The sequence below is a fragment of the Mesorhizobium sp. M0077 genome (assembly GCF_040322955.1).
In the GTDB taxonomy this organism is placed as follows: Bacteria; Pseudomonadota; Alphaproteobacteria; order Rhizobiales; family Rhizobiaceae; genus Mesorhizobium.
Window position 1 is genome coordinate 228,605 of record NZ_JAMYUL010000007.1, and the last position, 19,902, is coordinate 248,506.

Annotated in this window: 15 protein-coding genes; 8 read left to right on the forward strand and 7 right to left on the reverse strand. The window is 62.7% G+C overall.

Features of this window, described 5'->3' with window-relative positions; translation table 11 throughout:
• Window positions 1–12 precede the first annotated feature (12 nt).
• Window positions 13–1,293, reverse strand: coding sequence for a GNAT family N-acetyltransferase (locus tag NKJ57_RS16695; RefSeq protein ID WP_352511801.1), 1,281 nt, complete (start codon window positions 1,291–1,293; stop codon window positions 13–15).
• Entirely contained in the window at window positions 1,293–2,696 is a 1,404-nt protein-coding gene (locus NKJ57_RS16700) for a lipopolysaccharide biosynthesis protein (RefSeq protein WP_352511800.1), read from the reverse strand. The genes NKJ57_RS16695 and NKJ57_RS16700 overlap by 1 nt, the downstream gene beginning before the upstream one ends.
• A gap of 172 nt (window positions 2,697–2,868) precedes the next feature.
• Here NKJ57_RS16700 and NKJ57_RS16705 point away from each other — a divergent pair, with 172 nt between their 5' ends.
• The 3 genes from NKJ57_RS16705 (at window position 2,869) to NKJ57_RS16715 (ending at window position 6,427) form a co-directional block, all read left to right on the forward strand.
• Entirely contained in the window at window positions 2,869–5,061 is a 2,193-nt protein-coding gene (locus NKJ57_RS16705) for an N-6 DNA methylase (RefSeq protein ID WP_352511799.1), read from the forward strand.
• Between the two features lie 29 nt (window positions 5,062–5,090).
• Entirely contained in the window at window positions 5,091–6,074 is a 984-nt protein-coding gene (locus NKJ57_RS16710) for a type ISP restriction/modification enzyme (RefSeq protein WP_352511797.1), read from the forward strand.
• Between the two features lie 62 nt (window positions 6,075–6,136).
• Window positions 6,137–6,427 (forward strand): hypothetical protein, encoded by a 291-nt coding sequence (locus NKJ57_RS16715; RefSeq protein WP_156932561.1) that lies wholly within the window; start codon window positions 6,137–6,139, stop codon window positions 6,425–6,427.
• A 692-nt stretch (window positions 6,428–7,119) separates the two neighbouring features.
• On the opposite strand, the gene NKJ57_RS16720 is transcribed toward NKJ57_RS16715, so the two are convergent.
• Window positions 7,120–7,623 (reverse strand): hypothetical protein, encoded by a 504-nt coding sequence (locus NKJ57_RS16720; protein WP_023686685.1) that lies wholly within the window; start codon window positions 7,621–7,623, stop codon window positions 7,120–7,122.
• 435 nt (window positions 7,624–8,058) lie between these two features.
• A complete protein-coding gene (locus tag NKJ57_RS16725; protein ID WP_023685308.1) occupies window positions 8,059–8,331 on the reverse strand; it encodes a DUF4242 domain-containing protein in 273 nt (90 codons plus the stop codon).
• A gap of 244 nt (window positions 8,332–8,575) precedes the next feature.
• Here NKJ57_RS16725 and NKJ57_RS16730 point away from each other — a divergent pair, with 244 nt between their 5' ends.
• Window positions 8,576–11,164: a helix-turn-helix transcriptional regulator gene (locus NKJ57_RS16730; RefSeq protein WP_352511796.1), complete on the forward strand. Its 2,589-nt coding sequence runs from the start codon at window positions 8,576–8,578 to the stop codon at window positions 11,162–11,164.
• Between the two features lie 221 nt (window positions 11,165–11,385).
• Here NKJ57_RS16730 and secA read toward each other — a convergent pair whose 3' ends face one another.
• Window positions 11,386–14,118: a preprotein translocase subunit SecA gene (gene secA / locus NKJ57_RS16735; protein ID WP_352511795.1), complete on the reverse strand. Its 2,733-nt coding sequence runs from the start codon at window positions 14,116–14,118 to the stop codon at window positions 11,386–11,388.
• 244 nt (window positions 14,119–14,362) lie between these two features.
• On the opposite strand from secA, the gene NKJ57_RS16740 reads away from it, so the two are divergent.
• On the forward strand, window positions 14,363–15,283 hold the full coding sequence (locus tag NKJ57_RS16740) for a peptidylprolyl isomerase (protein WP_023686683.1): 921 nt from the start codon (window positions 14,363–14,365) through the stop codon (window positions 15,281–15,283).
• Between the two features lie 46 nt (window positions 15,284–15,329).
• Here the strand turns inward: NKJ57_RS16740 and NKJ57_RS16745 are convergent, their stop codons facing one another.
• Complete coding sequence (locus NKJ57_RS16745) at window positions 15,330–15,917, reverse strand: TetR/AcrR family transcriptional regulator (RefSeq protein WP_023704295.1); 588 nt, start codon at window positions 15,915–15,917, stop codon at window positions 15,330–15,332.
• A 139-nt stretch (window positions 15,918–16,056) separates the two neighbouring features.
• Window positions 16,057–17,286, reverse strand: coding sequence for a caspase family protein (locus tag NKJ57_RS16750; protein ID WP_352511794.1), 1,230 nt, complete (start codon window positions 17,284–17,286; stop codon window positions 16,057–16,059).
• Between the two features lie 169 nt (window positions 17,287–17,455).
• Between NKJ57_RS16750 and argJ the strand changes: the two genes are divergently transcribed.
• From argJ to mutT, 3 genes are read left to right on the forward strand one after another with little or no spacing between them, the layout of a single operon-like run.
• Entirely contained in the window at window positions 17,456–18,697 is a 1,242-nt protein-coding gene (argJ, locus tag NKJ57_RS16755) for a bifunctional glutamate N-acetyltransferase/amino-acid acetyltransferase ArgJ (RefSeq protein WP_352511793.1), read from the forward strand.
• A gap of 29 nt (window positions 18,698–18,726) precedes the next feature.
• Window positions 18,727–19,476: a GNAT family N-acetyltransferase gene (locus NKJ57_RS16760; RefSeq protein WP_352511938.1), complete on the forward strand. Its 750-nt coding sequence runs from the start codon at window positions 18,727–18,729 to the stop codon at window positions 19,474–19,476.
• On the forward strand, window positions 19,473–19,889 hold the full coding sequence (gene mutT, locus NKJ57_RS16765; RefSeq protein WP_023685791.1) for an 8-oxo-dGTP diphosphatase MutT: 417 nt from the start codon (window positions 19,473–19,475) through the stop codon (window positions 19,887–19,889). The genes NKJ57_RS16760 and mutT overlap by 4 nt, the downstream gene beginning before the upstream one ends.
• The last annotated feature ends 13 nt before the right edge of the window (window positions 19,890–19,902 follow it).

Consider the following 19,902-nt stretch of genomic DNA (forward strand, 5'->3'; position numbering starts at 1 on the left):
AGGCCATCGGCTCTATCGCCGTCCCAGCAAACTCTTCACGCGGTTGCGCAGCAGGCGGGCCATGTTGCGGGTCTCGCGGTAGAGATGCAGCTGCGAGGCGGCCTGGCGGGCGAGGCGGTCGGCATCCGGCGTCAGTCCGATCACCAGCGAGCCCATCGGCTTGCGCTCGCTCCACAGCCGGCTCATCACCGGGTGGTCGGGCACGGCGCAGGAATCCGTCATCATGATGTTGGGGTCGTCGAGATGCTGCCTGGTCACCTCGATCATCAGCAGCGTGCCCGGCGAATAGGTCGCCAGCGTCTCGTCATAAGCGGTCTTCCAGGTGTAGGCGACGCCGGCCTCGACGAAGACGACCAGGCAGGCGATCGTGCGGCCGTCCAGCGTCAGCGAATGGATGCGGCACATGTCGTGCTCGGCCAGCCGGTGCACGGCTTCGCGGGCAAAGGCGGCGCGGTAGCGGTCGATGGCCATGGCGGTGCGCTCGCGGCCCTTCCAGCCGGCCGCCTCCAGCGTCAGGAAATTTTCGATGGCGTGGCGGATTTCGTCCGGTCCCCGCGCCACGACATGCTCCAGCCTGCCGAGATCCCCCAGGCGCCGTTTCAGGCGGCGGAATTCGCGGTAGTGGTGCGCGCGCAGCGATGCTTTCAGATACGCCTCGCCGTCGAGGGTGCTTTCGAGCACCGGCCGGTCCGCCTTGCCGGTGGTGACCATTGTCAGGCCGCGCGTCTCGGCAACGGTGGCAAGCACGCTGGCCAACGCGCCGTCGAGCCGCATGTCGGGCAGCACGAAGACCTTCGGCAGCTTGAGATGCGGCCGCGACAGCATGCCGAAGAAATCCTCGACGACGCCGATCGGGTCGTCATGGTCGACCAGCGGCGTGCCGATCGGGCCGAACGGGCTCGACCAGGTGCGCATCACCGGAACGCCGAGCGGCACGGCCGGCCGTTCGACCGAGAACGGCACCAGCAGGCGCAGCCGGTTGCGGTATTCGTCGCCGTCGCGGATCACCGCCAGCTTGACCTCGCGATCTTCCAGCCGGGGCATGGCCGGCGCCAGAAAGCGCGGGTTGAAGAAGACGTTGGGCTCGATCGTGCGGGTGCACAGATAGTCGAGTTCCTCGACCAGTTCGAAGCCGGCCGAAGCCGGATAGATCGCCAGCTTGCGCAGCGGCCGGTTGTTGGCGAGGATCTCGAGATGCGCCGGATCGGCGTCGCGCGCCAGGCCGGCAAGGCCGGACACCATGGCGCCGGCCGGACCGCCGCTGGTTTCCTCGATCAGCGGGATGGCGGCCATCAGGCGGCTCCCTCGGCAGCGGGCACGAAGATCAGCATGACGATGCCGAGCTTGCGCCAGACGGTGAAGGACAGGGCGCTGGCCTCGAAGACCATGGCGAGGCTGGTGGCGATCGCCGCCCCCCACAGGCCAAAGAGCGGGATCAGCACCACGTTGAGGCCGATGTTGAAGGCCAGCGTCATGGCATAGACGGCGGCGCAGATGTTCTGGTTGCCGCTCATCGTCAACAGGCTTTCGCACGGGCCGACGGCGGCGCGCGCCACGACGCCGAACACCAGCAGGAACAGCAGCGGATAGCCGGCGGTGAATTCGGGGCCGAACAGCACCAGCATCGGTTCGCCGAGCGCCAGCACCAGCAGCGCCATCAGCAGCGACGGCCAGAACGTCCATGACACCGTCTCGCGGGCGAAGGCGGCGAGCTTTTCCGGTTCGCCATGGGTGAACTGCGCATAGCGCTGGGCAACGCCGGCCTTGACGGAGAAATAGACGAAATGCACCAGCGCCAGCGTCTTGACGGTGGTGAAATAGACGGCGACGTCATTGGGCTGGAGATAGGCGCCGACCATCAGCACGTCGGCGTTGGTGAGCAGGAAGAAGAAGCTCTCGACCAGGAAGATCGGCAGCGAGACGATGAACCACTCGCCGAAATGCACCTTCATCGGCCCGGGCGGGATATTCCTGCCCATGCGCGTGGTCACGCCGATGAGCTGGCCGAGCGTGGTGGCGTAGGTGGCGGCGATCGAGGCGAAGATCGCTGTCCTGGCGTCGGGCGCATAGCCCAGCGCCAGCATCAGCGCCATCAGCGCCAGGATCAGCACCGGCCGCACCAGATAGGTCGGCGACAGCGCAAACAACGCCCAGGAATTGGCGCGTGACTGGCCTTGCAGCAGGTCGCCCATGGCGATCATCGGCAGGCAGAACAGGCCGAGGATGAAGGGCATCACATAGTAGCTCTCGATCCAGTTCGCGCACAGCCAGACGCCCAGTGCGCCAAGTCCGGCGATCGCGGTCGAGGCAATCAGCACGAACAGGCGGCTGGCGACCACGATGCCGCGCAGCTCGGCCATCATGTTGCGTTCGCGGTATTCGGGGATGAAGCGGATGACCGAGGTGTGGAAGCCGAGGCAAGCAAGGTTGCCGACGATGACCATCGTCACCCAGACGAGGACGAAGATGCCGTATTCGAACGAGCCCATCCAGCGCGCCATCAGCACCTGGCTGATGAAGGCGATGACGGCGCTGACGATGCGGATGGCAAAGGCGATCAGCGACATGCGACCGGCTTCGCCGCGCTCGTCGGCGGTGAACAGCACCGCATCGATGCGGCCAAGCAGAGGCCCCATGCGCAGCGCCAAGCGCTGCGGCAAGAACCGCCCGGCCGTCGTCGCCGCGGAAAAGCGCACCCCGATGTCTCTCCGTTTTCCGCCTCTTTTCAAGGTTTCGATGTAGCGGAGACACATTAAGAAAGGGTGGGCGGAGAGGCGGTCCGCCGGAGCGGACGAAAGGCCAACGATTTCTTGTCGACGCTTGCTTAGAACATCAGTTACGGGTTCATTGCTAGAATAGGGGGAGCGCATGGACATTCGTTTCGATAGGTATTTGAAGGCGCTGGCGGCCAACTACCGCGATGGCGGAACGGAACATACCGGGCGAGCCGCGCTTGAAAACTTTCTTAATACATTCGCTGTGGACGCGATGGCGCCCGGCATTGAAGTGCAACACGAGCCGAAACGAGACGCCGACAAGGGCTCACCAGATTTCAAAGTGAAGCGGCAAGGCATGATCCTTGGATATGTCGAGGTGAAAGAGATTGGCGCAAACCTGGACAAGATTTTGAAGTCCGACCAAATCGTCAAGTATCGCAAGCTATCGGACAATATCGTCGTCACCGACTATTTCCATTTCATCCGCATTGACGGTGCCGGCAAGATACTAGACCGCCAGTCGCTGGCCTTTCCTAACGACATCGAAAGCCGCACGATCCAAGTTAACCCGGACAAGGCCGAAGCGGTGTCAAAGCTGCTCGCGGCATTCTTCTCCTCTCCCCCGCAGGGTTTGCAAAGGGCACAGCAACTGGCGGTCGCTCTAGCGACCCGATCGAAGCTGCTTCGCGACTACCTGACAGAGGAACTGGTTCGACAGACAAAAGTGCACAAAGAAGGGAGACTACATGGACTCTACGACGTTTTTCGCGAGCAGGTCTTCCATGAGCTAACAGTTACCGAGTTCGCCGACGCGTTCGCGCAGATGCTTGCTTACGGTCTCTTTCTCGCAAAGTTGAACGCGAGCGACGACGAAATCATCCGGCTCGACAACGTGCGCCGCTTCATTCCCGGATCTTTTCGACTGATCCGCGAACTAGTCCGATTTTTGGAGGAGATGCAGGAGACCGAATATGATGAGGCGAAATGGGTGGTCGACGAGATTCTATCGATCGTCAACGGCCTCGCCATAGCTAACATTCGCGAAGACCTGTCGTTCCGCCAGCGCAAGGCGATCAGTCGCAAGATCCGTGCCGGGGACGAAGAAGAGCACCGGCTCTTCGAGCGCGATCCGTTCATCTATTTCTATGAAGACTTTCTGAGAGCCTATGACAAGGAGACACGCAAGGCACGTGGCGTTTACTATACGCCACCACCGGTGGTTAACTTCATTGTGCGGGCTGTAGACGACATCCTAAAAAATCAGTTTCAAATCGCCGACGGACTTGCCGACCACAAGAAGGTGACGGTGTTAGATTTTGCGGCAGGAACGGGCACTTTCCTGCTCGAAGTGATGCAACGCATCTTCGACAACATAGGCGGGCCGGAGACAGGCAAGGCGGATGCTGTGGTGCGCGAGCACATGCTCAAGAATCTCTACGGATTTGAGTACCTAATCGCGCCCTATACGATCGCCCATTTGAAGCTTTCGCAGTATCTCAAGGACAAAGGCCATCCGCTGACAGAAAATGAACGGCTACAGGTGTTCTTAACCAACACGTTGGAGCCTGTTGAGCCGCAAAAAAGCGCCTTCTTACCGGAGCTGTCGAACGAGGTGAGGGAAGCGCAGACCGTTAAGGAGAAGCCGATCCTCGTGATCCTTGGCAACCCGCCTTATGCAGGCCATTCAAAGAATAAGGGAAAGTGGATCACAACTGCTATTGACGGCTATAAATACACCTTCGGTCGTGTGCAAACGGAGACGGACGCGGACGGAAATCCGGTCTTTAGTGATGTGAAAAAGCCGCTGGGGGAAAAGAATCCGAAATGGCTGAATGACGACTATGTCAAATTCATTCGGTTTGCTCAGTTGAAAATGGACGAGGTCGAAGAAGGGGTCGTCGGAATTATCACCAATCACTCATGGTTGGACAATCCGACATTTCGCGGTATGCGCCAAAGTCTGTTGCGCAGCTTCGACCAGATATATTTGGTCGATCTCCACGGCAGTACTAAGCCCAAGGAGCTGGTGCCAGAGGGCAAAGAGAATGAAAACGTCTTTGATATTCAGAAAGGCGTGGCGATCGCGCTGTTAGTTAAAAAGAAGGATGCTGAGCAAGGGGTATGGCATACGGACATCTGGGGAAGCCGGCTGTCCAAATATCAGGAGTGTGCCGAGGCAGAGATCTCCACGATCGAATGGTCGCGACCTAAACCGTTCTCTCCCTACTTCATGCTCTCAGCGGTCGACTGGACTGGATGGGAAGAATACGGGCAATGGTGGCAGATCGCGGATAGCCTGAGCGCTGCATCCGATAAAAGGCAAATCTTCTCTGCGAACTGCTAGGATTTCAAACTCATAGGGACCATTTCGCCGTGGCGTTTGATCGCCAAGAGATGCTGTCTCGCGTCCGAGATATGTGCGACACAAGCAAATCAGATCAGGTTCTCAGGGATCTGTATTTCCTCAAAGACAACCGGGACTGGCAGCTCAAAAACGCACGCGAATCATTACAGAAAGCGGAAAATCCGGAACGTCCCATCATCGATTGCGCCTTTCGACCCTTTGATGACCGACCATGTTATTTTGGTCCAGAGTTCATGGACTATCCCCGAAGGGAACTGCTCGACCATGTGGCTTGGCAGCAAAATCTTCAATTGCTGGTTTCTCGTCAAATTGGAACCGGCAGCTGGCGACACTCGCTCGTCGTCGAAACGCCCGCGAATGATTGCACCGTCTCGGATGCCTCAAGCGAGGCGAACTACGCGTTTCCGCTATGGCTGTATGATGTAACTGGAACCAAGTCAGAGAACCTCTCCCCCGATTTCCGCGCTTTCCTCGACAGGGGGTACGACCACCACTATTCGCCGGAAGAAATTCTCGGCTACATCTATGCGGTTCTGCACGCGCCAGCTTACCGGTCGCATTATGCTGCGTTTCTTCGCATTGATTTCCCACGCATTCCTTTTGCCGAGAAGGCAAAAGATTTCGAGGTGCTGTCTCTGCTTGGGTGGGCCTTGGTGCAGGCACATCTGCTTCATGATCTGCCTCGGCGGAGCCTAGCAAACTATCACGGCAAAGGGGCTAACGAGGTTGAGCATGTGCGTTGGTCGGCGGAAGATGAGCGCATTTCAATTAATAAAACACAGAGTTTTGCGCCTGTGCCGGAGGCGGTGTGGAATTTCCATATTGGCGGCTATCAAGTGATCGACAAATATCTGAAATCGCGCAAAGAGCGAATGCTATCACTCGACGAAATCAACCAAGTCGGGCGTATCGCCGACGCGTTGGCCTTCACGAATGAGCAGATAGCGCGCATTGATACTGCTTATGCACAGGCTTTTCCCAACCGGGGATAAGCTGGCGACGCCACTCGCATCGTCCACCAAGCTTTGTCATGATCGGGGTGATTCGAGGCGCCATGACAAAGCAAAGCGAACCTGACCTATTCGGTAATGTCGACTCGCAGGGCGACCTGTTCGGGACCGAACTCACGCAGCCCGTGTGGCAGCCCGATCCGGATAAAGTGCGGCGGCGACTAGAGCGCATTCTTGCCGAAGCGAGGGCGGCAAAGTCGATGCCTTGGGATTGGTCCAAGCAGAGCCTCTACCGGACAATCTTTCCACAGATGGCCGGGCTGCTGTCTGACGAGGAGGCAGCGCAGTACTGCTTCCAGTTTGACCAGGAATGGGAACGGCTCAAGGCAGCTTAGGAAATATTGATACGCTGGGCCGGACAGTGCCCTCCTCTGGCCTACCGACCATCTCCCCCCAGGTGGGGAGTGGGCAATAACAAAGCCCGGCTGGCAGCCGGCGCGAAGCTGTCAACTGACAGGCTGCGTCAGGAACAGGGGATACGCCGGTTACGGGTGGTCGCTTCATGAAAACGGGATGAGGCAGAGTTCGGCCCAGAATCGACCCGTTACATCCGTGGACATGGCAAGAAATCAACTCGATCTTTTTGGCGCCGAAGAACAGTCCGAGCTGTTGCGCTGACTGTTTATTATCATGGCGATCCTGGCCGGGTACGCGCGCGATTGCATAGGCTTATCGCCGAGGCGCGAAGCGTGGAAACGCTGCCCTGGATCAGGACAGTGTCCGGCTCTACCGCAAGATCGTGCCCCAGATGGTGCTCTGGCTGCCGGAAGAAGAAGCCGCGCAGCTGAAGTTCGAGTTCGAGGCCGAAATGGTGCGGCTGAAGGCGGCGTAGAAACGGATACGCCAGCCCTGGGTTGTCGTCGGCTCGGGCATCGCTGTCTCGGGCTTGGCGAGTCGGAGGAAACAAAAGGGCGAGCGAACGCCGGGGAAGACTGGGGAGCCGGTCGGCGTTGCGCTCGCCCCTCCCCCGCCAAGGGGGATGGCCAGGCACCGGATGTCCGGTGCCCGAGGTGTCACATGTGAGGCGTTACATCCCCTTCATGGCGTCGCACGACACGTTCGGGTTCATGTCGGCGAAGGCGCCCGTCGGGTTCTGTTTCCATGCCCAGACGTGCAGTTCGTAGAACGGGCCGAGGCCGTAGCGATTGGGGGCGCTGTTGAAGTTGAACAGCTGGCCTTCGAGCGAGGCCGGGCCTTTCGAGGTGATGTATTCGACCGCTATCAGCTTCAGGCTGCCGTCGGCCGTCGGCTCGTACATCACCGCTTCGGGCTTGGCGACATCGACGGCATCGTCCTTGAGATAGGCGCCGTTGACATAGTGGATGCCCATGGCGCCGCCGGTGATGCCGCTGGCGCAAGGGATGGGGGCATAGCCTTCGGCGGTGGCGGCTGCCACATTTTCGAAGCGGCTGTTGGCTGCGCGCACCTTTTCGGCCAACGGGTTGGCGTCGTGCGCCTGGGCGGCCGCACCCGCCGCGATCGAGATGGCGGCGAAAGCCGCGAAGCGTGTCGTCCAAAGCATTTTGGTCATGGTCTTCCGTTCGTTTGTTGACGCTTGAGGCGACGGCGGCCGATGCCGAAACGCCTGCGGCGTTGGTTTAGGATTTGGTTTGTCCGTCCCGGTTCATGCGATGCGGCTTCCGCTGCCGGGCTTTGGCCGCAGCCATTAAAAACCGTGCAAAATCAACGATCCCAAAAGTAATATTGCCAATATTCCTGCGGGACGTCCCGCTCCGATAGCCCGATGTCGCGCCTCAGATAGCCGCCTTCCGGGGGCAAGCGCCGCCTTTCAGACAGATACGCAGGCAGCTTCGACGCGAACCGCCATAGACGGCCGAGCACGGAGGTTGGCCGGCCGGTCTTTCCCAGGACAGGCCCGATTCCACCGAGCGGCAGGCCATCAGGCAGTTCGCCACGGCCGCGAAGGACAGTTTGATGCTCATCATCGTGGCGACCGAACGCAGGATCAGAGGTAAAAGTAAGGGTCAAGAACCCGCACCTCCGTGATCTTGTCGACCGGCAGCGAGTTTTTCTGAGCGGTGCTGCGGATAGCTTCGGGCGTCGGCGCGTCGTAGATGCAGAAGCTGTGCTTCTTGTCGGGCGTGACGAAGGACTGGATCCAGGTGACGCCCTTTTCGGCATTGCGCATGACGACCCCGCCGACCGCAGTGGCGCCGATGTCGGTCATCGGAATGTTGAGGCCGTCCGGAAATGTGCGTTCAATCAGATAGCGAGGCATGGAAGACTTCCTTTTCCATTGGTTCACGCTCGATCGGAGCGCGGCTGGACGTTGACCACGCCGGCCCGGCCCGCGCATCGGAACGATTCCCCATATTGGACGGGACGATTCCCTATATTGGCGTCGTTCTTTGTGGAAAGAGGCACGGCAATGTGTGCAAAGTCACATTGCGTCGCTTTCTTCACGGGCTAATCGTGAGCGGCCCGCCATGGTGGGAAAACTCCGATCCTGTGAGACGATGACAATGATGCTTCTGGAACGGCAGACGCAGCTGCAGCAGCTCGAGACACTGCTTGGCGATGCAATAGGCGGCCATGGCCGAGTCGCGGTGCTGGCGGGGGAGGCCGGCGCCGGCAAGACGGCGATTGTCGAGGCGTTCGCGGCCCGTGTCGGGCAGAGCGCGGCAATGTTGCGCAGCGCTTGCGAGGATCTGTCGATCCCCGATCCGCTGGGGCCGCTTTACGATCTGGCCCGTGAGGCGCAATGGGCGCTGCCGCGCGCAATCGACGCCCGGCATGGGCAGAGACTGCCGCTGTTTTCCGATGCGCTCGACGCCTTTGCGGCCAAGGGACCGAGCCTGCTGGTGATCGAAGACCTGCACTGGGCCGATGATGCCACGCTCGATTTCGTGCGCTTCCTCGGCCGGCGTATCGTCAACACCCACATCCTGCTGTTGCTGACGGCCCGCACCGACCGCAGCGAAGGACAGATGCGGGTGCGCCGCGCCCTGGGCGAAATCCCGGCCGGCAGCGTGGCGCGCATCGACGTGCCGCTGCTCAGCGAGGCGGCCGTGCTGTCGCTCGCCGATGCGGCCGGCCGCGATGGCGACGCCATCTACCGGGCGACCGCAGGCAATGCCTTCTTCGTCACCGAATTGTTGTGCGCCGAAAACGAAATGGCGCTGCCGGCAAGCGTGCGCGACGCCGTGTTGGCGCGGGCTGAACGGCTGTCGCCAGGCGCCCGCGCAATGCTCGACGCGGTGTCGGTGTTTCCGCGCCGCGCCGACGTCTGGGCTCTGCAGGGCCTGTGCGGCGTCGCCAGCGCCGGCCAGCTGGCCGAGTGTGTCGCCAACGGCCTGCTCGACGATCTGGGCGACGGCTACGCCTTCCGGCACGACATCGCGCGGCGCGCCATCGAGATGATGCTGACGACGTCGCACAGGCGGCAATTCAACCAGCGTGCGCTGGCGGCACTGCTCGAAAATGGCGACGTCTCCACAGGCCGCCTGGTGCATCATGCGGTCGAGGCGCATAATCTGGCGGCGGTGCGCGAACTTGCGCCAATCGCCGCGCGCGAGGCGTCGCGCGTCGGCGCCCATCGCGATGCCGCCGGCTATTACGAGATCGCCTTGCAGCAGGCCGACAGCCTGCCGGTGATTGAGCGCGCTGCACTTTACGAAAGCCATGCGTTCGAGTGCCATCTCATCGGCAAGATCGACGACGCGCTTGCAGCGCAGGGCGAGGCGCGCCGGTTGCATCAGGCAGACGGCAACAGGCTGAAGGAGGGCGACAGCCTGAGATGGCTCTCCCGGCTGAGCGAAATGGCCGATGGCCGCGAGGCGGCCGCCGCCTTCGGCGCCGAGGCGGTGGCGATGCTGGAAGCGGCTCCCGCCGGTCCCGAACTCGCCATGGCCTATTCGAACCTTTCGCATCTGGCGATGCTTTCGGAGAGGGTGGAGGACACGCTGTTCTATGGCGAGAAGGCAGCGGCGCTGGCTGCGCGCATGAACCGTCCCGACATCGCCTCGCATGCCCTCAACAATGTCGGCTGCGTCGAGCAGTGGCTCAATCCGGATGCCGGACGCCTGCGCCTCGACCAAAGCCTTGAGATTGCGCTCCAGGGCAATTTCCAGGAACATGCCGCGCGCGCGTTCACCAACCGCGCCTGTTTCGAGATCACCCAGATGAGCTACGACGCGGCGCGTCCGGTGCTCGAGAGCGGCATCCACTATTGCACCGAGAACGACCTCGGCACCTGGCGCGACTATCTCAGGGGCATGCTGGCCGATGTGCAGCTGCGTCAGGGCCAATGGGATGAGGCCGCCGCGACGGCAAGCGATGTCATCGACAATGAGCGGACAACGACCGTGGGCCGGTTTCCGGCGCTGCTGGCATTGGCGAAACTGCGCCTGAGGCGCGGCGATCCCTCGGCCGAGCCGCTGTTCGCCGAAATGGCGCGTCTGGTCGGAAGCGGCGGCGACCTGCAGATGCTGAGCTCTTACGCAGCGCTGATGGCGGAGCAGGCATGGCTGGGCCTGGCCGACAGGCAAGAGGCGCTGGCGCTGATCACCCGCGCCGAAACGCCGGTGCGCTCGCGTGCCCATGTCGGGGAGCTGGCTCTGTGGCGAACATTGCTCTCTCCCGATATGCCGGCCGGCGACACCGCCGAGATGGCGACACCATACCGGCTGCTCCTGACCGGCGACTGGCGTTCGGCTTCGGCACTCTGGTCCGAATTGAATGCGCCATACGAGCGCGGACTGGCGCTCATCCTCGGCGATGACGAGGGGCAGCGTCTGGCATTGGATATTTTCGACGGCCTGGGGGCAAGGCCGGCGGCCCAGCGCCTGCGCGATATCATGCGCAGGAACGGCGTTGGCGGCATCGCCCGCGGCCCGCGCCGCTCGACGCGCGCCAACCTCGCCGGCCTCACCTTGCGCCAGATGCAGGTGCTGCAGCTGATCGAACGCGGCCTCTCCAACAAGCGGATCGCCGAGCAATTGACGATTTCGCCAAAGACGGTCGATCACCATGTCTCGGCGGTGCTGGGCAAGCTGGATGCGGTGTCGCGCGGCGAGGCGACAGCGACCGCGCGCGATTCGGGGTTGTTGTGAGGTTTTGACGAGGGTTGGACCGAGAGGTCGCGATCCTTCGCACCCCCCTCTGTCCTGCCGGACATCTCCCCTCAAGGGGGAAGATTGGCTGTCACTGTGGCTTTCGCCAATTGTCGAAATTGAAAGAAGTTACGGCGCCGAAGCTGCTGATCTCCCCCCTTGAGGGGGAGATGGCCGGCAGGCCGGAGGGGGGTGCTGTCCCGCCGACCTAGCCGCTGAAATCAGGCAAACGCGCCGTGGCAGTGCTTGTATTTCTTGCCGGAGCCGCAGGGGCAGGCTTCGTTGCGGCCGATCTTGCCCCAGGTCGCCTGGTTGTTCGGATCGCGGTCTTCGGGAGCGACTATTGCGTTGCTCTCCTGGCGGACCAGAAGTGCGGTCTCGCCACCCTCGAAATCGTCCTCGCCCGTGGTGCCGTCAATGTGGCTGCCGAACATTTCAGGCGCTTCGGGCGGCGGCGCTTCGGCGGCCTGGCGGACCAGTTCGACGCGCATCAATTGCGCGGTGACGGCCTGGCGCAGATTGCCGAGCAGCGCCTGGAACAGCTCGAACGCCTCGCTCTTGTATTCCTGCAGCGGGTCGCGCTGGGCGTAGCCGCGGAAGCCGACGACCGAACGCAGATGGTCGAGGTTGACGATGTGCTCGCGCCACAGATGATCGAGCGTCTGCAACACCACCGAGCGTTCGACATAGCTCATCACGTCTGGGCCGAAGCGCTCGGCGCGCTCCTTGGCGGCGGCGTCGGCGGCCTTGGTCAGGCGCTCGCGGATGTCGTCCTCGGCAATGCCTTCTTCCTTGACCCAGTCCTCGACCGGCAGGTCGAGATTGAGGAATTCGGCGACCTCGGCCTTGAGGCCGGCGACGTTCCACTGCTCGGCATAGGCGTTTTCGGGGATGTTCTTGGTGACGATCTCCTCGATGACGCCTTCGCGCATCTCGGCGATCGTCTCGGACAGGCCTTCGCCGTCCATCAATTCGATGCGCTGCTCGAACACCACCTTACGCTGGTCGTTCGAGACGTCGTCGTATTTCAACAGGTTCTTGCGGATGTCGAAGTTGCGCGCTTCGACCTTCTTCTGCGCCTTTTCCAGCGCCTTGTTGATCCACGGATGGATGATGGCCTCGTCTTCCTTGAGGCCAAGCTTCTGCAGCATGCCGTCCATGCGCTCGGAGCCGAAGATGCGCATCAGATCGTCCTGCAGCGACAGGAAGAATTTCGAACGGCCGGGGTCGCCCTGGCGGCCGGAGCGGCCGCGGAGCTGGTTGTCGATGCGGCGCGATTCATGGCGCTCGGTGGCGAGCACGTAGAGGCCGCCGGCGGCCAGCGCCTTTTCCTTCAGGCGCTCGACATCGGCAATGATTTCCTTTTCGCGCGCCTCGCGCTCGGGGCCTACAGGCATGTCCCCCAGTTCGTCCTCGATGCGCATCTCGGCGTTGCCGCCGAGCTTGATGTCGGTGCCGCGTCCCGCCATGTTGGTGGCGATGGTGATGGCGCCGGGCTTGCCGGCCTGGGCGACGATGGCCGCTTCGCGCTCGTGATGGCGGGCGTTCAGCACTTCGAAATCCTTGAACCCTTCCTTGCGCAGGCGCTCGGCCAGCTGCTCGGATTTCTCGATCGAGGTGGTGCCGACCAGCGTCGGCTGGCCCTTGGCGCGCGCTTCCTTGATCTCCTTGACGATCGCCTTGTACTTCTCCTCGACCGTCCGGTAGACCTCGTCGTCCTCGTCCTTGCGGATGACCGGCAGATTGGTCGGGATCTCGGTGACTTCGAGGCCGTAAATGTTGCCGAACTCCTCGGCCTCGGTCAGCGCCGTGCCGGTCATGCCGGACAGCTTCTTGTAGAGGCGGAAATAGTTCTGGAAGGTGACGGATGCCAGCGTCTGGTTTTCCGGCTGGATCGCCACATGCTCCTTGGCTTCGAGAGCCTGGTGCAGGCCTTCCGAATAGCGGCGCCCCGGCATCATGCGGCCGGTGAATTCGTCGATGATGACGATCTCGTCGTTGCGGACGATGTAGTCCTTGTCCTTCTGGAACAGCCGGTGCGCCTTCAGCGCGTTGTTGACGTGGTGGACGATGGCGACGTTCTCGACGTCATAGAGCGACTCGCCCTTGAGCAGGCCGGCCGCGCGCAGCAGGTTTTCCAGCTTCTCGGTGCCTTCCTCGGTGAAGATCGAGGTCTTCTGCTTCTCGTCGATCTCGTAGTCGGCCGGGCCGAGCTGCAGCATGAAGGCGTCGATGGTGTTGTACATTTCCGAACGGTCCTCGAGCGGACCGGAAATGATCAGCGGCGTGCGCGCCTCGTCGACCAGGATGGAATCGACTTCGTCGACGATCGCGTAATTGTGGCCGCGCTGCACCATCTGCGCGCGCTCATACTTCATGTTGTCGCGCAGATAGTCGAAGCCGAGCTCGTTGTTGGTGGCATATGTAACATCGGACGCGTAGGCGACGCGGCGTTCCTCGTCGGACAGGCCATGGACGATGACGCCGACCGAGAGGCCGAGGAATTTGTAGACGCGGCCCATCCATTCGGAGTCGCGGGTGGCAAGGTAGTCGTTGACGGTGACGACATGGACGCCCTTGCCGGCAAGCGCGTTGAGATAAACGGGCAGGGTGGCGACCAGGGTCTTGCCCTCGCCGGTACGCATTTCGGCGATGCCGCCATTGTGCAGCACCATGCCGCCGATCAGCTGCACGTCGAACGGGCGCATGCCGAGCACGCGGCGGGATGCCTCGCGGACGGTGGCGAAGGCCGGCACCAGCAGGTCATCGAGCGTGGCGCCGTTGGCGATATCCTGGCGGAATTTTTCCGTGCGGGCCTGAAGCTCGGCGTCGGACAGCGCCCGCATCTCGTTTTCCATGGCGTTGATCGCCTCGACACGCGGCCGGGTCGATTTTACGCGACGATCGTTGGAGGAACCGAAAACCTTACGGGCGAGACCGCCGAGACTGACCATCCGATGGTCCTTTCGATAGAATTCTCAATTTTGAGATGAGCGCCGGCCGGCCCCATCAATTCCGCGTGAAACGCGGACAAACACAAAAAGCGCCCGGAAAACGGTTCTGGACGCAAAGTCGTTGGACAGATAAGAGGGGGCTCAACTGATGTCAACGCCGCGTTAGCCCTATGGGCAGCGCCAAATTCCGCCACAATCCGGCTGATCTGCAAGCCCTACCAATCCCCCCTTGGAGTTAATCTTGATGTCCTTACTGTTTCGCCGTGCGTCGCTCGCCAGCCTTGGCTTGGCTTTCGGCCTGTCGGCCCTGTCGCTGTCTCCGCTGATGGCCCAGGAAGCCGCTCCCGCCCCGGCCGATGCCGCAGCAGCGCCGGCGGCAGCCCCCGTCGATCCGAACGCCGTTATCGCTACCGTCAATGGCCAGAAGCTGACCGAGGCGGACCTTGGGCTTGCCGAGGGCGAGCTGTCGCAGCAGTTCTCGCAGTTGCCACCCGAGCAGCGCCGCGCCGCCGCCCTTTCGGCGGCCATCGAAATCCGCGTCATGGCCGCCCAGGCGGTCGCTACCGGGCTCGACAAGGATCCCGAATTCCAGCGCCGCATGGCGTTCCTGCAGCAGCGCGCGCTGCATGGCGAGATGGTCGAGAAGGGCGTCGTTGACAAGGTTACCGATGCCGAGGTGCGCGCCCGCTACGACCAGGAAATCGCCAGCACGCCGCCGGTCAATGAGATTCATGCCCGTCACATCCTCGTGAAGACGAAGGAAGAGGCCGAGGCGATCATCAAGCAGCTCGATGGCGGTGCAGACTTCCAGAAGCTCGCCAACGAGCATACCAGCGATCCCTCGGGCAAGACCAATGGCGGTGATCTCGGCTGGTTCGGCCCGGGGCAGATGGTGCCGGAATTCGACAAGGCGGCAGTTGCGCTCGAAATCGGCAAATACACCAAGGAGCCGGTGCAAACGCAATTCGGCTGGCATGTCATCAAGCTCGAGGACAAGCGCACCAAACAGCCGCCGGCCTTCGACGACGTCAAGGACCAGGCCAAGCAGGCGGTGATCCGCGACAAGTATTTCGCACTGGTCAAGCAGCTGCGCGGCGCCGCCAAGGTCGAAATCCCCGACGCCAATCTGAAGAAGGCCGTCGACACGATGGAAGCCGGCAAGTAAGGCCGGCACCGAAAAAACATGCAAAGGGCGCCGTTCGGCGCCCTTTTCAATTGCGGGAGATGCCTGACATCACATAGCGGACAGTGGCACGGATTGTCGCCTCATCTTCGTCCAGCCGGTTGGTCAAAAGGTGTTTCCAGGCATAGGAAGCGATGAGGTCGGCGACCAGCGCTGCGTCGACATCGGCCGCAACCTCGCCGCGCGCCTTGGCGCGCTCGATGATCCGAGCGGTGTGGGACACGCGCCCATCGGCATAGCCAGTCAGGGCCGCGGCCGCCGCTTCGTCCGACTGGGCCTCGGCGATCAGCGAGCGGAATACGCTGCCCGAGGATGTGTCGCGCCAATGCGCGAAGAGGTTCCTCAGGAAACCGACGAGGTCGTCTTCGAGACTGCCGGTATCGGGGACGTCGACACGCTTTTGCCGCTTGTAGACCTCTAACAGCAGGGCCGCCTTGCTCGGCCACCAGCGATAGATCGTGGGTTTGCCGGCGCGCGCCCGCCGCGCCACGGCCTCTATGGAGAAGCCGGCATAGCCGGCCTCGACCAGCACCGCCTCCGCAGCCTCGAGAATGGCCTCGGCGCTGTCTGGGTTGCGCCGCGCCCCGATCGATCTGCGCGCCGGATCCTCGCCCATGTCTGTCCTCGCCAACAATCTCGCCGGCAATCCTGGCCAACAATCTCGCCGACAATATAGGTGAGCTGGCAGGCAAACGAAACGGCCCGTTTCCAGCGCTTGTAGAAGCAGGCCTCACGTTCGCCCTGCGCGGGGATTTTCAGTTCATCGCTTGCGAGGTTTCCGAGGCGATCCGCCACTGGCCGTCGCTCTTCACCAGCCCAAGCGTGACGCGTGCCTTGCCGGTCATGCGCGCCGCCGATTTGTCTTTCGACACATAGTCGTAGCTCATCGCGAACACGGCTTCGGCGCGGTTCTCGCCCTGCGGCGTCACCTCGAGGCTGCCGGGCTCGAGACTGAACGACCAGGATGCAAATTGCGCGAACCAGCCCGTCTTGAGCTTGACGACGGCGTCGCTGTCATAGCGCGTGCCGAAGATGGTGGCGGAAGGCGCATAGAGCCGCTTGACGGTCTCGCCGATCGCCGCGGCATCGGGCGCAAGATAGTCGTCGCGCAGGAATTTCTCGATTGCGGTCTTGTCGTCGCCTACAGACCGTTCGAGTGCCGCAACCTTTGTTTCGGGCGCCGGGGGGACGGCGGGCTTCGGCTGTGCAACCGTTTCGCCGCCGGGCACAAACTCAAACCGTTCGAGCAGCGAACCCTGTTCCCATGGGCGCTGTCCCTCGCGGGTTTCGGAGACCACGTCGCGGCGCACCGCGATCATCATGTCGTTGATGCTCTGGCCGGGCTCGGCCATGTGTCGCAGCAGGGCGGCGGCGAACGGCGAATTGCGCCCGGTGCCGTCCATGGCGACAGCGCCTGGCGCCGTCGAGAAGGCGATGAAGGAGCCGCGCGTCGAATCGAACTGCGCCAGACCGGCAAGCGCCGTTGCCGAGCGCGTGGTGGCGGTGCGGCTCAGGCTGCGGGCAAAGGGATTGTTGCGGCAGGCGTCAAGGAAAACCAGGCTGACCTTGGTCTGCTGCTCCATGATGTCGAGGACTTCGTCGATCGGCACGGCTTCGAGCTGCAGCTTGACCGGCATGTCGAGCCGGGCGTCGACCGGCACGATGTAGTTGCGCCCTTCGACCTGCAGGCCGTGGCCGGCATAATAGAACAGCCCGACCCCGGCGCCTTCCAGCGCATCGGAAAATTCGCCGATCTTGCGCTCGAGTTCGCGCTTGCCGAGGTCGTTGCCTTCGATGACCTCGAAGCCGATCGAGCGCAGCTTGCCGGCAATGTCGAGGGCATCGTTGACCGGATTGGTGAGCGTGCCGGCTTCGGCATAGGTGCCATTGCCGATGACCAGCGCCACCCGCCGTTCCGGCTGCGCATCGGCGCTCAGGAGCAAAAGCCCCATAAACGCCACCGCCAAGATCACCAGCCTGCCCATGGCCGATATCATAACGCCAGAGGCCCCGGTGACGCCAACGGATTTGAAATGCAAGCTTAATCCCTGGTGGCTTGCCGACAGCGGCGGCCAAGAAAACGCCCTTGCGCCGGGCCGTGCTATCGGGCAAACCGGCCTTCGCCCAGCGTTTGTCCCTCGCCCGAGGTCTCCAATGTCCGCAACGATTTCGCCGCTCGCGCCGAAGAAATATCCCAAAATGCCTGCCATTGAGGGCGTGCGCATCGCCACCGCCGAGGCCGGGATCAAGTACAAGAACCGTACCGACCTCTTGGCCATGGTCTTCGATGCCGGCACAGCGGTTGCCGGCGTGTTCACGAAATCGAAATGCCCCTCGGCGCCGGTCGACTTCTGCCGCGAAAACCTTGGCGCCGGCAAGGCGCGGGTGCTGGTGGTCAATTCCGGCAACGCCAACGCCTTCACCGGCAAGAAGGGCCGCGCCTCCACCCAACTGACCGGCGAGGCCGCGGCCAAGGCCGCAGGTTGCACGCCAGGCGAAGTGTTCCTCGCCTCCACCGGGGTGATCGGCGAGCCGCTCGACACCACCAAATTCAGCCATTTGCTCGCCGGACTGGTCAAGGACGGCAAGCCGGATCTGTGGGCCGAGGCGGCAAAGGCCATCATGACCACCGACACCTATCCGAAAGTGGCGACAGCGACGGTCAAGCTCGGCGACACCGACGTCATCATCAATGGCATCTCCAAGGGCGCCGGCATGATCGCGCCCGATATGGCGACTATGCTGTCCTTCATCGCCACCGATGCGCCGATCGCCGCCCCCGTGCTGCAGGACTTGTTGTCGCGCGGCACGGCCAAGACCTTCAACGCCGTCACCGTCGACAGCGACACCTCGACCAGCGACACGCTGCTGTTGTTCGCCACCGGAGCCGCCGCCAAGCGCGGCGCGCCCGCCATCAGCGATCCCAAGGATGCGCGTCTCGGCGCCTTCCGCCGCGCGCTGGGCAAGGTGCTCAAATCGCTGGCGCTGCAAGTGGTGCGCGACGGCGAGGGCGCCCGCAAGCAGGTCGAAGTCACCGTTACCGGCGCCAAATCGGCGCGCTCGGCCAAGCGCATCGCGCTGTCCATCGCCAATTCGCCGCTGGTCAAGACGGCGGTTGCCGGCGAGGACGCCAATTGGGGCCGCGTCGTCATGGCCGTCGGCAAGGCCGGCGAGCCGGCCGATCGCGACCTTCTGTCGATCTGGTTCGGCGACAACCGTCTGGCGCATGAGGGCGAACGCGACCCGGGCTACTCCGAGGAGGCGACCTCGGCCTATATGAAGCGCGACGACATCCGCATCCGCGCCGATATCGGTATCGGCCGCGGCAAGGCGACGGTGTGGACCTGCGACCTCACCAAGGAATATGTCGCCATCAATGGCGATTACCGGAGCTGATGGAGTTGGCTTCCAGGCATCCGGCAAGCATGCTCGCCATCGTGCGCCGCTACGAGGCGGCGGGTTTTCGCGCCTGGCCGGCGGCGGCCGTGCATTATGACGGCACCTGGGTGGTGCGGCTGACAGCCGGCCATCCGGCCAAGCGGCTGAACTCGGTCAACCCGCTCGATCCCGGCGACACCCAGCACATTGCCGAGCGCATCGGCCGCGCCAGCCGGCGCTTCGACGCCTATGGCAGGCCGCTGACCTTCCGCATCTCGCCGCTGTCGGGGCCGGACCTAGCCAAGCATCTCGACAATGAGGGCTGGAGCACATTCGACGAATCCCTGGTGATGCGGCTGCCGCTGGCGGACGCGCAACTGGCGCCGGCCATGGACCAGATTCCGCTGAGGGATATCAGCCGCTTTCTCGGCGCGTCGCTCAAGGTCAGCGGCTCGGATGCATCGCTGCGGCCCGGTCTTTCGGAAATAATCGGCGCTATCCAACCCGAAGTCGGGCTGTTTGCGCTGGAGGAAGGGGCCGACCCGCTGGCGGTGCTGATCTGCGTCCATGACGGCGATCTTGCCGGCCTGTTTGAGATCGCCACCGCCAAGCCGGCGCGCAATCAGGGCCATGGCCGCAACCTGATCCTGTCGGCGCTGAAGTGGGCGAGGCTGCGTGGCGCTCGCGAAGCCTGGCTGCAGGTCGAGGCCGGCAATGCGCCGGCGCTGGCGCTCTATCGCTCGCTGGGCTTCGACGAAGTCTATCGCTACCACTATCGCCGGCCGCCGGGCGCATGAGCGAGATCACCGGCAAACGCCTGCTGCTGGTCGCCGCGTGCGCGCTGGTCGATACCGATGGCCGCGTGCTTCTGGCGCAGCGGCCCGAGGGCAAACAGCTTGCCGGCCTGTGGGAATTTCCCGGCGGCAAGGTAGAGCCAGGCGAGACGCCGGAACAATGCCTGATCCGCGAACTGCAGGAAGAAATCGGCATCGAGACTGACATTCCTTGCCTGGCGCCGCTCACCTTCGCCAGCCATTCCTATGATGATTTCCATCTCCTGATGCCCCTGTTCGTCTGCCGCCGCTTCCGCGGCATCGCGCAGCCCAGGGAAGGGCAGGCGTTGAAATGGGTGCGGCCAAAGCAGATGCGCGACTATCCCATGCCGCCGGCCGACGCGCCGCTAATCCAGTTCCTCATCGACCTGTTGTGATACAAAGCCATTT

What these genes read in the sequence shown, in the direction of transcription:
- NKJ57_RS16695 (WP_352511801.1), bottom strand. Translation starts at nt 1,293, where the DNA reads ATGGCCGCCATCCCGCTGATCGAGGAAACCAGCGGCGGTCCGGCCGGC.
- NKJ57_RS16705 (WP_352511799.1), top strand. Translation starts at nt 2,869, where the DNA reads ATGGACATTCGTTTCGATAGGTATTTGAAGGCGCTGGCGGCCAACTAC.
- NKJ57_RS16715 (WP_156932561.1), top strand. Translation starts at nt 6,137, where the DNA reads ATGACAAAGCAAAGCGAACCTGACCTATTCGGTAATGTCGACTCGCAG.
- NKJ57_RS16720 (WP_023686685.1), bottom strand. Translation starts at nt 7,623, where the DNA reads ATGACCAAAATGCTTTGGACGACACGCTTCGCGGCTTTCGCCGCCATC.
- NKJ57_RS16725 (WP_023685308.1), bottom strand. Translation starts at nt 8,331, where the DNA reads ATGCCTCGCTATCTGATTGAACGCACATTTCCGGACGGCCTCAACATT.
- NKJ57_RS16730 (WP_352511796.1), top strand. Translation starts at nt 8,576, where the DNA reads ATGATGCTTCTGGAACGGCAGACGCAGCTGCAGCAGCTCGAGACACTG.
- secA (WP_352511795.1), bottom strand. Translation starts at nt 14,118, where the DNA reads ATGGTCAGTCTCGGCGGTCTCGCCCGTAAGGTTTTCGGTTCCTCCAAC.
- NKJ57_RS16740 (WP_023686683.1), top strand. Translation starts at nt 14,363, where the DNA reads ATGTCCTTACTGTTTCGCCGTGCGTCGCTCGCCAGCCTTGGCTTGGCT.
- NKJ57_RS16745 (WP_023704295.1), bottom strand. Translation starts at nt 15,917, where the DNA reads ATGGGCGAGGATCCGGCGCGCAGATCGATCGGGGCGCGGCGCAACCCA.
- NKJ57_RS16750 (WP_352511794.1), bottom strand. Translation starts at nt 17,286, where the DNA reads ATGGGCAGGCTGGTGATCTTGGCGGTGGCGTTTATGGGGCTTTTGCTC.
- argJ (WP_352511793.1), top strand. Translation starts at nt 17,456, where the DNA reads ATGTCCGCAACGATTTCGCCGCTCGCGCCGAAGAAATATCCCAAAATG.
- NKJ57_RS16760 (WP_352511938.1), top strand. Translation starts at nt 18,727, where the DNA reads ATGCTCGCCATCGTGCGCCGCTACGAGGCGGCGGGTTTTCGCGCCTGG.
- mutT (WP_023685791.1), top strand. Translation starts at nt 19,473, where the DNA reads ATGAGCGAGATCACCGGCAAACGCCTGCTGCTGGTCGCCGCGTGCGCG.